We start from the raw sequence: 14,757 nt of genomic DNA on the forward strand, positions 1-14,757 counted from the left end.
TGGCGGCTGGTCTCCGGAGCCTTGTCAGCGGCCCCAAGGCGGGGCCGCGCGACAGTACTCAATCCAGCGGGTGGAAGTGCTTGAGGATGCTGGAGAAGTCCAGTTTGCCGAAGCCGGCCTGCGCGTGTTCCTCGTACAGATTGCGGGCCAGCGATCCCAGCGGATTGGCCGCGTGGCTGTGCAGCGCGGTTTCCTCGGCCAGGCCCAGGTCTTTCAGCATCAGTTCAGTCATGAAGCCGCCGCTGTAGCCGCGGCTGGCCGGCGCGTTCTCCATCACGCCGGGCCAGGGGTTGTACAGCTCGGTGGCCCAGTTGCGGCCGGAGCTCTGGCTGATGATGTCGGACAGCACCTTGGGGTCCAGCCCGTTCTTCACGCCCAGCGCCAGCGCCTCCGCGGTGCCGGCCATCAGGATGCCCAGCAGCATATTGTTGCAGATCTTGGCGGTCTGGCCGGCGCCGGCGGCGCCGGCGTGGAAGATGTTCTTGCCCATGGCTTGCAGCAGAGGCCGCGCCCGTTCCAGCTCGGCGGCGGCGCCGCCGACGATGAAGGTCAAGGTGCCGGCGGCGGCGCCGGCGGTGCCGCCGGACACCGGCGCGTCCAGCATCTTGAGGCCGGCGGCGTCGGCCGCGGCGGCCACCTTGCGCGCGGTGGCGGCGTCTATGGTGCTGCAATCGATGACCAGGGCGCCGGCCGGCAGTTGCGCGAACAGGCCGGACTCGCCCAGGTACAGGCCTTCCACGTGGCGGCCGGCCGGCAGCATGGAAATCACCGCGTCGGCGCCGCGGACGGCGTCGGCGGCGCTGGCGGCCGCGCGCGCGCCGGCGGCGACCAGCTTGGCCAGCGCGTCGGCGGACAGGTCGAACACGTTCAACTTATAACCCTGCTTCAGCAGGTTGGCGGCCATGGGGCCGCCCATATTGCCCAGGCCGATGAAGGCGATGGTTTGCATCTTCTCTCTCCTCGATTGTTATTGGAGCGCGGCCAGCGGGTGGTCGGCCTCCGTCCACGGCGAATCGAAATGGCTGTCCACCCAGCCCGGCGGAATATCGCCCAGCTCGCGGCAATGCCATTGCGGCGCGCGGTCCTTGTCCACCAGCAGCGCGCGCACGCCTTCGCGGAAGTCCGGCTTGGCGCAGAAGTTGACCGACAGCGCCAGCTCCATGCGCAGGACCTCGGCCAGGGACAGGTGTTTGGCGCGCTGGAAGATTTCCCAGCAGACGGCGGCGGACGTCGGGCAGCCGTGAGCGAAGCTCTTGGCGGCGCCGGCCAGCCACGGGTCTTCGAAGGCGGTGTCGCGCAGCGCGGCGGCCACCGCTTCCAGGCTGCCGCGGTTCATCAGCTGATGCACCGCCAGCAGATTGCGGCCGGCGTTGGCCTCCGGCAGCGCCACGTCGCGCTCCATCTCGTTGAGCAGGGCGCTGACCAGGCCGTGGTGGCGTTCCGCCGGCTGCTCCCAGGCCAGATCGCGCAGCGCGGTCAGCAGCGGGGTCTGGCCGTCGGCCGGCAGCACATGGTCGGCCAGATTGCACAGCAAGGCGTCGCCGGCGTTCAGCGGCGCGCCGGTCAGGCCCAGGAACAGGCCGAGCTTGGCCGGCATCCGTTGCAGGAACCAGCTGCCGGCCACGTCCGGGTACAGGCCTATGGTGATTTCCGGCATCGCGATGCGGGTGGCCGGGGTGGCCACGCGGTGGCTGGCGCCGGCCATCAGGCCCAGGCCGCCGCCCATGACGATGCCGCCGCCCCATACGATCAGCGGCTTGCGGTAGCGGTGGATGCGGTAGTCGAGCCGGTATTCCTCGCTGAAGAAGGCGACGGCGTGCGGGTTGGGATAGACCTCGCCGTCTTCCAGCAGCGCGGCGCGCAGCGAGCGCACGTCGCCGCCGGCGCAGAAGGCCTTGTCGCCGGCGCCGCGCAGCAGCACGGCCACCACGGCGTCGTCGTTCTCCCAGGCGCTCAAGCGCGCGTCCAGCAGCCGTATCATGTCCAGCGTCAGCGCGTTCAGCGATTTTTCCGCGTTCAGCGTGGCGATGGCGATGCGCTGGCCGCCTCGGACCGGCAGTTCTTCAAACAGTACCAGGTTGGACATGGCGGATTCGTCCTTGGGTGAGGGTCAGGCGTTCTTCCATTGCGGCGCGCGTTTTTCCAGGAAGGCGCGGGTGCCTTCGCCCTGGTCCTGGGTGTCGAACAGCTTGATGAAGCCTTCGCGCTCGTGGATCAGATTGTGAGCCGGCGGCTGCAGCCGCGCGCGCTGCACCAGTTGCTTGCACACCGCCACCGAGGACGGCGACTGGCGCGCGGCTTGTTCCGCCAGCTTGAGCGCGGCGTCCAGCGCCTGGCCCTTGGCCACCACTTCTTCCACCAGGCCGATGCGCTCGGCGGTGCGCGCGTCGATGCGCTCGCCGCACAGAATCATGCGCTTGGCCCAGCCTTCGCCCACCAGCCAGGGCAGGTTCTGGGTGCCGCCGGCGCAGGGCAGCAGGCCGACGCCGGCTTCCGGCAGCGCCATTTGCGCCTGTTCTTCGGCGATGCGGATGTCGCAGGCCAGCGCGCACTCCAGGCCGCCGCCCATCGCATAGCCGTTGACGGCGGCGATGCTGACGCCGCGGAAGGCGGACAAGGCCTCGAAGGCCTCGCCGAACAGCATGGTCATCTCGGTGGCCACCTTTTTGTCGCCGTCGGCGAACAGCTTGAGGTCTGCGCCGGCGGAGAAGAACTTCTCGCCCTGGCCGGTGATCACCAGCGCATAGATGTCGCGGTCGGCGTTCAGGTCCGCCACCAGCCGTTTCAGCGCGCTCAGGCTGTCGCGGTTCCAGGTGTTGGCCGGCGGATTGTCTATGGTGATCACGGCGGTGTGGCCGCGTTTTTCCACGTTCAGGTGGGCGTAGTGATTCATAGCGTATGCCTTTATGGATTCGGTGTGGATGAGGGAGGCCGGAAAACCCCGCGGCGAGCCGGCGCAACGCAGCATCAGGGATGTTTCCGGCTTCGCTCAGCGCAGGGTTTCCAGCGCGCCGTCCTGCAACAGCTTGCGCGCCACGATCATCCGCATCACTTCATTGGTGCCTTCCAGAATCTGGTGCACGCGCAGGTCGCGCACATGGCGTTCCAGCGGGAAGTCCTTCAGATAGCCGTAGCCGCCGAACAGTTGCAGCGCGTTGTTGGCCACATTGAAACTCAAATCGGTGGCCAGCCGCTTTGCCATGGCGCAATAAGCGCCGGCGTCCGGGCTGGCCTGGTCCAGTTTCCACGCCGCCAGCCGCACCATCTGCCGCGCGGCCACCAGCTCGGTCAGCATGTCCGCCAGCCGGAACTGCACGCTTTGCAGCTCGGCCAGCGGCTGGCCGAATTGCTGGCGTTCCTGCACATAGCGCTGGGCGGCGGCCAGCGCGGCCTGGGCGGTGCCCACCGCGCAGGTGGCGATATTGATGCGGCCGCCGTCCAGGCCCTTCATCGCGAAGGCGAAGCCCTGGCCTTCCTCGCCCAGCCGGTTGGCGGCCGGGATTTCCACATTGTCGAAGGTGATGGCGCGGGTGGGCTGGCTGTTCCAGCCCATTTTTTTCTCTTTCTTGCCGTATTGCACGCCGGGCGCGTCCGCCGGCACCACGAAGGCGGACACGCCCTTGGGGCCGGGGCCGCCGGTGCGCGCCATCACCACCAGCACCTGGGTGCTGCCGGCGCCGGAGATGAACATCTTGGAGCCGTTGAGCACATAGCTATCGCCCTTGCGCTCGGCGCGGGTCTTCAGCGAGGCGGCGTCGGAGCCGGCGCCGGGCTCGGTCAGGCAGTAGCTGCCCAGCAGCTCGCCGCTGACCATGCGCGGCACCCAGCGCTCGGCCAGTTCCGGGCTGCCGAAGCTGGCTATCATCCAGCTGACCATATTGTGGATGGTCAGATAGGCGGCGGTGGAGGTGCAGCCGGCGGCCAGTTCTTCAAAGACGATGGCGGAGTCCTGCCGCGACAGGCCCAGGCCGCCGTAGGCTTCCGGCGTGTACAGGCCGAGAAAGCCCATCTCGCCGCTGCGGCGGATCACCTCCAGCGGGAAGGTTTCCTCTTCGTCCCATTCCGCGGCGCGTGGCGCGAGCTCGCTGGCGGCGAAGTCGCGGGCGCTGTCCTGAAAGGCGATTTGTTCTTCGGTCAGTGCGAAATCCATGGCGGGCTCCCGGTCAGCGCAGCGAAATGGTGGTGTTGACCTTGCCGCCGCTGGCGGCGTCGTCGAACCAGCGGCTGGTGACGGTCTTGGTCTGGGTGTAGAACAGCACCACCTGCTTGCCGTAAGGGCCGAGGTCGCCCAGCTTGGAGCCGCGCGAGCCGGTGAAGCTGAACAGCGGCACCGGCACCGGGATGGGCACGTTGATGCCCACCTGGCCGACGTCGATCTCTTCCTGGAATTTGCGCGCCGCCGCGCCGCTCTGGGTGAACACCGCGGTGCCGTTGCCGTTGGGGTTGGCGTTGACGATGGCGATGGCGTCGTCCAGCGAATCCGCCGCCATCAGACACAGCACCGGGCCGAAGACTTCCTGGTGGTAGACGCTCATTTCCGGTTTGACGCCGGAGAAGATGGTGGGGCCGACGAAGTTGCCGCGCTCGTAGCCGGCCACCTGGATGTCGCGGCCGTCCAGTTCCAGGCGCGCGCCTTCTTCCACGCCGCGGCCGATCAGGCCGGCCACGCGTTCGCGGGCGGCGCAGGAGATCAGCGGGCCCAGGTCCGGGTTGTCCTTGCCGGCGCCCACGCTCAGGCCGCGCGCCTTGGCCACCAGCTCCGGTATCCACTGCTGGGCCTCGCCCACCAGCACCGCCACCGACAGCGCCATGCAGCGCTGGCCGGCGGCGCCGAAAGCGGCTCCGGTCAACTGGTTCAGCGCCTGTTCCTTATTGGCGTCCGGCAGCACGATGGCGTGGTTCTTGGCGCCCATCATGCACTGGGTGCGCTTGCCGTTGAGGCTGGCGCGCTGGTGCACATGGGTGCCCACCTTGGTGGAGCCGACGAAGGACACCGCCTTGATGTCGCGGTGGTCGCACAGCGCGTTGACCACCTGTTCGCCGCCGTGCACCACATTGAGCACGCCGGGCGGGATGCCGGCTTCCAGCGCCAGCTCCACCAGGCGCATGGTCACCATCGGGTCTTGTTCCGACGGTTTGAGCACAAAGGTGTTGCCGGTGGCGATGGCCATCGGGAACATCCACAGCGGAATCATCGCCGGGAAGTTGAACGGGGTGATGCCGGCGCAGACGCCCAGCGGCTGCAGCACGGTATAGGTGTCGACGCCGCCGGCGACGTTCTCCGCGTATTCGCCCAGTTGCAGATTGCCGATGGCGGACGCGTGCTCCACCACTTCCAGGCCGCGGAAGATGTCGCCCTCGGCGTCGGCCAGGGTCTTGCCTTGCTCGGCGGTCAGCAGCGCCGCCAGCTCCTTCATGTGCTCGCGGATCAGCTGCTGGTATTTCAGGAAGATGCGCGCGCGCGCGCCGATGGCGGTTTTCTTCCAGCCGGCGAAGGCGGTCTTGGCGGCGCTGACGGCGGCGTCGACTTCGTCCTGGGTGGCCATCGGCACCCGCGCCAGCACTTCCTGAGTGGCCGGGTTGACGATGTCACGCCATTCGGCGCTGCGGGATTCGACGAATTCGCCGCCGATCAGCAATTTGATGGTGGGGACTGCCTGGGTCATGGTGCTGCCTCCGTCTGATCTTGAATAAAGCCCGTTGCCGGCGGCGCCGGCTCAGGCGTAGCTGTAAAAGCCCTTGCCGCTCTTGCGGCCCAGGTGGCCGGCCTGCACCAGTTGGGCCAGCAGCGGGCAGGCGCGGTATTTGCTGTCGCGAAATTCGGTGTAGAGGATGTCCATGATGGACAGGCAGGTGTCCAGGCCGATCAGGTCCGCCAAGGCCAGCGGGCCGATGGGGTGGTTCATGCCCAGCTTCATCACGGTGTCGATGTCCTCGGCGCTGGCCAGGTTTTCGTGCAGCGTGAAGGCGGCCTCGTTGATCATCGGCATCAGCACCCGGTTGGAAACGAAGCCGGCGGCGTCCTTGACCGTGACCGGGGTCTTGCCCAGCGCCTGGCTCAATTCGTAGACCAGCCGGTAGGCGGCGTCGCCGGTTTGCAGCGCGCGGATGATTTCCACCAGCTGCATCACCGGCACCGGGTTCATGAAATGCATGCCCACCACGCGCTCCGGCTGGCTGACCCAGCTGGCGATGCGGGTCAGTGAAATCGACGAGGTGTTGGACGCCAGCACCGCGTCCGGGCGCACCACGGCGGCCAGTTCGCGGAAGATGCTTTCCTTGACCGCGGCGTTCTCGGTGGCGGCTTCCACTACCAGGTCGCGGTCGGCCAGATCAGCCAGGCGGGTGGTGGTCTGGATGCGGGCGAGAATGGCGGGGACGTCGGCCTCGGCTAGCTGGCCCTTCTTCACCAGGCGCGCCAGGCTGGAGGCGACGGCGGCCAGGCCCTTGTCCAGCGCGGCCTGGCTGACGTCGGCCAGGCGCACTTCGTAACCGTGGCTGGCGAAGACCTGGGCGATGCCGTTGCCCATGGTGCCGGCGCCCACCACTGCGATTTTGGCTTGCATGTTGTTTCCTCGACTATTTGCTCTATGCTGTATTCAAGATAGCTTGACGTTTACGTTAACGTCAATCAACAATGACAAGCGCAACGGCGAATGTTGCGCGAATGGTCCGGCGGCGCCGGGGAGGCGGGAGAGGAAGATGGCGGAGCAGACCTACAGCATTACCGAATTGGCGCAGGAGTTCGACGTGACCACGCGCACCATCCGCTTTTACGAAGACCAGCAATTGCTGGAGCCGCTGCGGGCGGGGCAGCGCCGCATCTACAGCCGGCGCGACCGGGTGCGGCTGATGCTGATTCTGCGCGGCAAGCGCATCGGCCTGTCCCTGCAGGAAATCCGCGAGCTGTTCGCGCTCTACGACGCGGCCAGCGACGACGCGCCGCAGCTGCACGAATTCATCCGCATCCTGCAACGCAAGGAACAGCAGCTGCTGGAGCAGATGGAAGACATCAAGGTGGTATTGAGCGAAATTTCCCAATTGCGGCATCAGTGCGAGAAAACGCTGGACAAGCGCGGCGCGGATGCCCGGCAATCGACTTGAGGAGTGAGCAATGCAACAGCAAGACATCGTGATCGTGGGCATGGCGCGCACCGCCATGGGTGGCTTCCAGGGCGCTTTGGCGGCCAAGACGGCGGCGGAGCTGGGCGCGGCGGCGATCCAGGCCGCGGTGGAGCGCGCCGGCGTGCCGGCGGCCGACATCGACGAAGCCATCGTCGGCTGCGTGCTGCCGGCCGGCCAGGGCCAGGCGCCGGCGCGTCAGGCGGCGCTGGGCGCGGGCCTGCCGCTGGCGGTGAACTGCACCACGGTCAACAAGATGTGCGGCTCCGGCATGAAGGCGGCGATGCTGGCCCATGATCTCTTGCGCGCCGGCAGCGCGCGGGTGATGGTGGCCGGCGGCATGGAGAGCATGAGCAACGCGCCTTATCTGATGACCAAGGCGCGGGCCGGCCTGCGCCTGGGCCATGGCGAAATCAAGGACCATATGTTCCTGGACGGCCTGGAGGACGCTTACGATAAGGGCAAGCTGATGGGAGTGTTCGCCGAATGGTGCGCGGAGAAGTACGGCTTCAGCCGCGAGGCCCAGGACGCCTTCGCCATCGCCTCGCTGAACCGCGCCCAGGCGGCCATCCGCGACGGCCTGTTCCGCGACGAGATCGCGCCGGTGACGGTCAGCGGCCGCGGCGGCGAGCAGGTGGTGGACACCGACGAGCAGCCCTTGAAGGCCAATGTCGACAAGATTCCGACGCTGAAACCGGCGTTCAAGAAGGACGGCACGGTGACGCCGGCCAACGCCAGCTCCATTTCCGACGGCGCCGCCGCGCTGGTGTTGATGACGGCGGAGGAGGCGGCGCGCCGCGGCCTGCGCCCGCTGGCCCGCATCGTCGGCCACGCCACCCACGCCCAGGAGCCGGGCTGGTTCACCACCGCGCCGGTGGAGGCGATCCGCAAGCTGCTGGCCCAGGCGGGCTGGAGCGCCGGCGACGTGGATCTCTACGAGATCAACGAAGCCTTCGCCGTGGTGACCATGGCGGCGATGCAGGATTTGGGCCTGCCGCACGACAAGGTCAACGTCCACGGCGGCGCCTGCGCGCTGGGCCACCCCATCGGCGCCTCCGGCGCGCGCATCATCATCACCTTGCTGTCGGCGCTGCGTCAGCGCGGCGGCAAGCGAGGCGTGGCCAGCCTGTGCATAGGCGGCGGCGAGGCGACGGCAATGGCGCTGGAGTTGCTGTAAGAGTTTTTCAGGCGGCGAAGCTTGGCTGGGCCTAGCCCTCGGCCCACCAGCCCGGCCGGCCGCCGCGCAGCACGCCGCGCACCGGCTTGCGGCGGGCGATCAGCTCGGCGGAGCAACAGGCGTCCACCAGGGTCAGATCGGCGGCGTCGCCGACTTGCGGCCACACGCGGCGGCCGGCGTCGTCCAGCGGCGTCAGGCCGCGGCTGATGTGGCGCAAGGCGCGGCTCAGCGAGTATTCATCGTTCCAGCCGTGGCGCTCGCCCAGACGGCTGGCGCGCTCGACGATGCTGCCGCTGTTGTAGGGCGTCCAGTGGTCGTTGATGTTGTCGTTGCCCAGGCTCAGCGGAATGCCGTGCGCGGCCAGGACGCGCGGCGGCGGCATCGGCACGTCGATGGGCGCCGCCGACACGATGGCGATGCCGCTGGCGGCCAGCGCCGCGCACACCTGGTTCAGCCGGGCCGGTTCCAGTTCCCCCAGACAGTAAGCGTGGCTGACGCTGACCCGGCCGGCCAGGCCGGCCGATTCGCTCAGCCGCGCCAGCCGTTCCAGCGTGTAGGCGCCCAGCTCGCCGCGCTCGTGCAGATGCAGGTCCACCGGCGCGCCGTGCTTGACCGCCAGCTCCAGCGTGGCATGGAGCGAACGTTCGATATCGCCATCCACGCTGGCCGGGTCCAGCCCGCCCACCACATCGAAACCGGAGGCCAGCGCCTGGTCCATCAGCTTGAGGGTGCCGCCGGACAGCAGGCCGTGCTGCGGGAAGGCGACCAGCTCGTAATCCAGCCAATGCTTGCGGCTGTCCAGCGCCAGACGCACTTGCTCCATGGTGGCGAGACCGGCCACCGGGTCCACATTGCAATGCACGCGGGCAAAGGCGACGCCGTCGGCGGCGATCAGGTCCAGCAGCGCTTCGGCGCGGCGCCGGGTGTCGGGCAGGAAATCCAGCAGAAAACCTTGTTCCTCGCGGATGCGCTCCGCCACGCTGACGAAGGGCGTGGCGGCGCGCCAAGGCCCGCCGTAATGGCCTTTGTCCAGGTGGATGTGCATGTCGGCGAAGGCCGGCAGCGCCAGCCAGCCGCGCGCGTCCCGGCGCGGCCGCCCGTCTTCCGGGGCCGCGTCGAAGCGCAGTTCGGCGATGCGGCCGTCGGCGATCAGCAAATGGGCGCGGCGGGTGGTGGTGGCGACGACTTGGCCGGCGGCGTTGCGTTCGAAGCCGTCTTCCAGCAATAAGGGGCCAAGCCAGTAGGCGGGTAGGGCGGTCATGCGCGGTGTCCTTGCGGCGGGAGTGGCGGTGTTGCGCGGCGCGCGCGCGACAATGGATTTTTTATCGCTAAGCACAGAAGGGATTGCACTTTATTACGTTCGAATAATTGCGTTAGCATGGTTCGACAAACCAACTCTAAGAGAATTCTGCGATGAAGCTTACCTTGATCTCGCTGGCTTTTGTCGCCGCCAGCCTGGCCTTGCCGGCGCAGGCGGCCTCCGCGCCGGTTGACGGCCACGCCTTGCCGCCCGGCATAGCCTGGCTGCAGGGCGATGTGGCGGCGGCCTTCGCCAAGGCCAAGTCGGAAAACAAGCCGCTGTTCCTGTACTGGGGCGCGGTATGGTGCCCGCCGTGCAACCAGGTCAAGGCCACCATTTTCAACCGCCAGGACTTCATCGCCCGCACCCGCCAGTTCGTGCCGGTCTACCTGGACGGGGACAGCCCGGACGCGCAAAAACTGGGCAGCGAATTCAAAGTGCGCGGCTACCCGACCATGATTCTGTTCCGGCCGGACGGCGCCGAGATCACTCGCCTGCCGGGCGAGGTGGACCCGGAGCGTTATCTGCGCACGCTGGAGCTGGGGCTGGCGGTGGTGCGGCCGGTGAAAGCGCTGCTGCAGGCGGCCTTGGCCGGGGACAAGCTGGCGGACGGCGATTGGCAATTGCTGGCGGATTATTCCTGGGACACCGATCAGGCGCAGATCGTGCCGGAGAAGCAGGTGGCGGCGACGCTGGCGGGTTTGGCGGACAAGGCGCCGGCGCAGCCGGCGGCCACCGCGCTGCGGCTGAAGCTGAAAGCGCTGGCCGCGGCTGCCGGCGAGGACGCTCCGGCGCCGGACCGCGCAGCGGGGCTAGCCGTCGCGCGCGCCGCCTTGGCGCAGCCGCGCGCCAACGCCGACATCCTGATCAATAGCGCCGCCGACATCGTCAAGGCGCTGAGCGCGGACGGGGCGGAGCGCCAGGCCTTGGCGGCGCAATGGGACGCCGCGCTGGAAAAACTGGCCGCGGACGCGGGCTTGTCCACCGCGGACCGCCTGGGCGCCTTGTCGTCGCGGCTGGCGCTGGCGCGTCTGAACCAGCCCAAGGGCGAGCTGCCGCGATCCTTGCGCGAGGAAGTCAAACAGCGGGTGGCGGCCGCGGACAAGGCCACCGGCAATCCTTACGAACGCCAGGCGGTGATCACCGCCGGCGCCGACCTGCTGACGCAAGCCGGCTGGCTGGACGAATCCGATACGCTGCTGAAAGCGGAACTGAGCCGCTCCCACGCGCCGTACTACCACATGCTGATCCTGGCCTCCAACGCCAAGCAGCGCGGCGACAAGGCCGCGGCGCTGGACTGGTACCGGCAGGCTTACGAAGCGGCCAACGGCCCGGCCACGCGGCTGCAATGGGGCGTCAGCTATCTGAGCGGGGCGATTGAACTGGCGCCGGCAGACGAGAAACGGATAGAGAGCACCGCCAGCGCCATTTTCAAGGAAGCGGGCGGCACGCCCAGCGCCTTCTACGAGCGCAACCGGCGCTCGCTGGAAAAAGCGGTGAACCGGCTCAAGGCCTGGGGCCGGCAGCAACAGCAGGCGGCGGCGCTGGCGCGGCTGGCCGGGCAGCTGGACGAGGTGTGCGCCAAGTTGCCGGCCGGCGATCCGCAAAAGCCGGTGTGCGAGGGCCTGGCGCAGTCCGCTCGCTCTTGAGTCAACCGGCGGCGGGCAGCGCCGACAGCATCACCTTGTCGCGGCCGTGATGCTTGGCCTGGTAGAGCATGGCGTCGGCCTCGCAGAACAGGCTTTCCAGCGAGGCGTGGCTGCTGTTCAGACAGGCCACGCCCAGGCTGGCGGTGAAACGCAGCCGCGCGCCGGCGTCCGGCAGCGGCAGTTCGATGCGGGCGATGGCGGCGCGCAAGCGCTCCGCCACCTGCGCCGCCTGCTCGCGGCCGGTGTCCGGCAGCAGAATGCAAAACTCCTCGCCGCCGTGGCGGCCGATCAGATCGGTCTGCCGCGCCTGCCGGCGCAGACAGTCCGCCAGCGCGGTCAGCGCCTGGTCGCCGGCCAGGTGGCCGTGGCGGTCGTTGATGCTTTTGAAATGGTCCAGATCCAGCACGATCAGCGACAAGGCGCGCCGCTCGCGCTGAGCCAGGCGGAAGGCCGTCACCGCCTCCTCGTCGAAGCTGCGCCGGTTCAGCAAGCGGGTCAGGCTGTCGCTGCGCGATTGCTGCAACAACTGATCCATCGCCCGTTCGTACACCAGGTAGAGCTGGCACACCACCACGCCGTAGCCGGACCACTGCGTCATCAGCAGCAAGAGATTCTGTCTTTGGCTGGCCACTTCCATTTCCGGCTGTCCGGAAGACAGGGCCAGCGCCAACTGCGTCAGCTCCAGCAGCAGGGTCAGCACCGCCAGCGCCGAGGCCAGGGATTTGCCGGCGCGCGGGCTGTCTTGTTCCGCCTGCCACAGCCGCCAGGCAATCAGCCCCCACAGCAGGCAGCCGCCCAGCGAGAAGATGGCGTGGCGGGCCAGCGCCGAATGCGCCAGTCCGTCGTGGGCGAACAGCAGCAGGGGGATGAAGATCAGCGCCAGCCCCAAGGGCAGGCTGTAATGGCTGGAGTGATTGTAAAAACGCTCGATGCTGATCAGCACCTGCAAGGCGGCCAGCTGGATCAACAGCTTGGCGCCGATGGAGATCAAGGCAGGGTCCAGATCCAGCGGGGCCAGGTAGAGCAGGCCGGCCGCCGCGTCCAGCAGGCCGCCGATGGCGAGCGCCAATACGGCGGGCTGGCGCTGGCTGCGTCGCCAGAACAGGAAGGTGACCAGGGAGATGACCAGGCTGTAGCCGGCGGTGCAAGCCAGCGTTGTCCGTGGGTCGAGGAAAAATGACATCGTGTTCTATGGGCAAGGAGCGTCTGGCAGGGTATCGGCCAGGCAAGCGCACGACAATAGCAGTCTATTGATATTCATACAATTTCACTCTGAAATAAAACGCCGCCCCATGCCATGGGATGCGGCGGGTGCGCTACAATTATCTCTTTTGATTGTTGGTCTGCATCATGGACAAGCCGCGGTATCCGATCAGCGAGCGCGAAGTGGAATTCAGCGCGATGCGCGCGCAAGGCGCGGGCGGGCAAAACGTCAACAAAGTGTCGTCGGCGGTGCACCTGCGCTTCGACGTGCGCGCCTCCTCCTTGCCGGAATGGCTGCGCGAGCGGCTGCTGGCCCAGCCGGACCAACGCTTGAACAAGGACGGGGTGCTGGTGATCAAGGCGCAGCAGCACCGCACTCAGGAATTGAACCGCGCCGACGCGCTGCAGCGCCTGCAGGCCTGGGTCGACGCCGCCAGCCACATCCCCAAGGCGCGCCGCGCCACCAAACCCACTTACGGCTCCAAGCAGCGGCGGCTGGCCGGCAAGACGCGGCGCGGCGAGGTCAAGTCCCTGCGCGGTAAAGTGGATCTATAGCCGGCCCAATTGCTTCGGCGGAATCGCGGGAATGTATTAGTGTTAATGCTGTGGGCATTAATATTGAGGCAAAGGGGCCGCGATGAAAGGCTTGACGATTAGGGCGCAGCTGCAGCTGCTGGCTTTCGGCATAGTGGTGTCCTGCCTGCTGATCGGCGCGGTCGGCTACCAAAGCACGGCGCACCTGGCGCGCAGCATCAATGAGTTGTTGGACAGCCAGGGCGCGGTGCGCCGGCAGATGGACGCCGACATGATGCACGACGCGGTGCACGGCGACGTTCTGGCGCTGATGCTGGCGCAGAAGAACGGCGATCGCGCCGCGCTGACGGAAATCCGCAAGGACGTGGACGAGCACCGCAAGCGCTTTCTCGGGGCGATGAAGGAAAACCAGGACAAGATCAACGATCCCGACGCCCGCGCCTTGCTGCAGCAGATCCTGCCGGTGGTGGAGCGCTACACCGCGGCCGCCGCCGCCATCGTCGCGGTCGGCTTCGACCAGCCGGAACAGGCGACGGCCAAGCTGAAGGATTTCCAGCAGGACTTCGCGCTGCTGGAAGACAAGATGGAAAAACTGGCCGACGCCATCGACAACGGTTCGCGGCGGCAGAACGACAGCACGGTGGCGCAGGTGGGCGTGGCCGCCGTGCTCATCATCGTCGCGGCGCTGGCCGCGGCCTTGCTGATGGCCTTGCTGTGCTGGTGGGTGGCGCGTTCGGTGCTGCCGCCGATCGAGCGGTTCAAGGACGCGGCGCAACGCATAGAGCGCAGCGGCGATCTGTCCATTCGCGCGCAGGCGGGGCGGCGCGACGAGCTGGGCGCCGCCATCGGCGAATTCAACACCTTGATGGACACCTTGCAAGGCATTGTCGGCAAGGTGGGCCAGACTTCCGGCGCGCTGGGAGACTCCGTCGACGAGATTTCCCAGCTCACCCAGAGCGTGGAGCAGGCCAGCCGGCTGCAAACCGATTCGGCGCAGTCCATGGCCGGCGCCATCCAGCAATTGGCCGACCACCTGGCCAGCGTGGCCGAGCACGCCGACAGCACTTTGCGGATCGCCGGCGAAGTGGGTCAATGCTCGAGCGAGGGCAGCAAGGCGGTGCAGCAGACCGTGGGCAATATCGGCAACCTGGCCCAGACCATTCATCACAGCGCCAACAGCGTGCAATTGCTGGAGGGCGACATCCGCAAGATAGGCGGCATGGTGGATTCGATCCGCGGCATTGCCGAGCAAACCAATCTCCTGGCCTTGAACGCCGCCATCGAAGCCGCGCGCGCCGGCGAATCCGGCCGCGGTTTCGCCGTGGTGGCCGACGAGGTGCGCGCGCTGGCGGAGCGCACTTCGCAGGCGACGGCGGACATCGTCAACGTCATTTCCCAGCTGCAAGCCACCTCGGAGCAAGTGGTCAGCGGCATGGAAAACGGCGTAGGCCAGGTGGAGCAGGGCGTGGAGCTGGTGAAGCAGTTGGGCGGCATGGTGGACCAGATCGGCCGCCAGGCCGGGGTGGCGGAGGAGCGCATCCGCAATATTTCCCGGCTGCTGGACAATCAAAAAGAGGCCGGCGCGCAAATCCTGGTCAACGTCGACGCGGTGACCCAGCATGCCGGCACCACCAGCCGTTCGGTGGAGCAGGTGCAGGATGAATTGCTGCAGCTGCGCGGCCATTTTGGCGAACTGAGCGAGTCCATCCGCCATATGCGGGTCTGATCCGGTTTGGCCGTCACGGCCGGCGCGGGTAGAATGCACGGTTTTT

The 14,757-nt window shown here is 67.6% G+C and carries 13 protein-coding genes; 5 read left to right on the forward strand and 8 right to left on the reverse strand.

Going from position 1 to position 14,757, the window contains the following annotated elements; translation table 11 throughout:
• Positions 1-58: 58 nt before the first annotated feature.
• From mmsB to JC616_RS10640, 6 genes are all read right to left on the reverse strand, one after another.
• On the reverse strand, positions 59-949 hold the full coding sequence (gene mmsB, locus JC616_RS10615) for a 3-hydroxyisobutyrate dehydrogenase (protein WP_227108164.1): 891 nt from the start codon (positions 947-949) through the stop codon (positions 59-61).
• Between the two features lie 18 nt (positions 950-967).
• On the reverse strand, positions 968-2,086 hold the full coding sequence (locus JC616_RS10620) for an enoyl-CoA hydratase/isomerase family protein (RefSeq protein WP_227108166.1): 1,119 nt from the start codon (positions 2,084-2,086) through the stop codon (positions 968-970).
• Between the two features lie 24 nt (positions 2,087-2,110).
• Complete coding sequence (locus JC616_RS10625) at positions 2,111-2,893, reverse strand: enoyl-CoA hydratase (protein ID WP_107799241.1); 783 nt, start codon at positions 2,891-2,893, stop codon at positions 2,111-2,113.
• Positions 2,894-2,989: 96 nt separating this feature from the next.
• On the reverse strand, positions 2,990-4,150 hold the full coding sequence (locus JC616_RS10630) for an acyl-CoA dehydrogenase family protein (RefSeq protein WP_227108167.1): 1,161 nt from the start codon (positions 4,148-4,150) through the stop codon (positions 2,990-2,992).
• A gap of 13 nt (positions 4,151-4,163) precedes the next feature.
• A complete protein-coding gene (locus JC616_RS10635; protein ID WP_227108169.1) occupies positions 4,164-5,666 on the reverse strand; it encodes a CoA-acylating methylmalonate-semialdehyde dehydrogenase in 1,503 nt (500 codons plus the stop codon).
• 51 nt (positions 5,667-5,717) lie between these two features.
• Complete coding sequence (locus JC616_RS10640) at positions 5,718-6,566, reverse strand: 3-hydroxybutyryl-CoA dehydrogenase (RefSeq protein WP_227108171.1); 849 nt, start codon at positions 6,564-6,566, stop codon at positions 5,718-5,720.
• 136 nt (positions 6,567-6,702) lie between these two features.
• Between JC616_RS10640 and JC616_RS10645 the strand changes: the two genes are divergently transcribed.
• Both JC616_RS10645 and JC616_RS10650 read left to right on the forward strand, forming a co-directional pair.
• On the forward strand, positions 6,703-7,104 hold the full coding sequence (locus tag JC616_RS10645) for a MerR family transcriptional regulator (RefSeq protein ID WP_019101375.1): 402 nt from the start codon (positions 6,703-6,705) through the stop codon (positions 7,102-7,104).
• Between the two features lie 10 nt (positions 7,105-7,114).
• Complete coding sequence (locus JC616_RS10650; protein ID WP_107799237.1) at positions 7,115-8,299, forward strand: acetyl-CoA C-acyltransferase; 1,185 nt, start codon at positions 7,115-7,117, stop codon at positions 8,297-8,299.
• Between the two features lie 31 nt (positions 8,300-8,330).
• On the opposite strand, the gene JC616_RS10655 is transcribed toward JC616_RS10650, so the two are convergent.
• Positions 8,331-9,560, reverse strand: coding sequence for an amidohydrolase (locus JC616_RS10655; RefSeq protein ID WP_227108172.1), 1,230 nt, complete (start codon positions 9,558-9,560; stop codon positions 8,331-8,333).
• Positions 9,561-9,712: 152 nt separating this feature from the next.
• Here JC616_RS10655 and JC616_RS10660 point away from each other — a divergent pair, with 152 nt between their 5' ends.
• Positions 9,713-11,248 (forward strand): thioredoxin family protein, encoded by a 1,536-nt coding sequence (locus JC616_RS10660; protein WP_227108174.1) that lies wholly within the window; start codon positions 9,713-9,715, stop codon positions 11,246-11,248.
• Position 11,249: 1 nt separating this feature from the next.
• On the opposite strand, the gene JC616_RS10665 is transcribed toward JC616_RS10660, so the two are convergent.
• The gene (locus JC616_RS10665) at positions 11,250-12,431 is read right to left on the reverse strand and encodes a GGDEF domain-containing protein (protein WP_227108176.1); all 1,182 of its coding nucleotides are present in this window, start codon (positions 12,429-12,431) and stop codon (positions 11,250-11,252) included.
• Positions 12,432-12,598: 167 nt separating this feature from the next.
• Between JC616_RS10665 and arfB the strand changes: the two genes are divergently transcribed.
• Both arfB and JC616_RS10675 read left to right on the forward strand, forming a co-directional pair.
• Positions 12,599-13,006, forward strand: a complete 408-nt coding sequence (gene arfB / locus JC616_RS10670) for an alternative ribosome rescue aminoacyl-tRNA hydrolase ArfB (protein ID WP_081544746.1) — start codon at positions 12,599-12,601, stop codon at positions 13,004-13,006.
• Between the two features lie 82 nt (positions 13,007-13,088).
• Positions 13,089-14,711, forward strand: a complete 1,623-nt coding sequence (locus JC616_RS10675) for a methyl-accepting chemotaxis protein (RefSeq protein WP_107799233.1) — start codon at positions 13,089-13,091, stop codon at positions 14,709-14,711.
• Positions 14,712-14,757 lie beyond the last annotated feature (46 nt).

The organism is Chromobacterium rhizoryzae, assembly GCF_020544465.1.
In the GTDB taxonomy this organism is placed as follows: Bacteria; Pseudomonadota; Gammaproteobacteria; order Burkholderiales; family Chromobacteriaceae; genus Chromobacterium.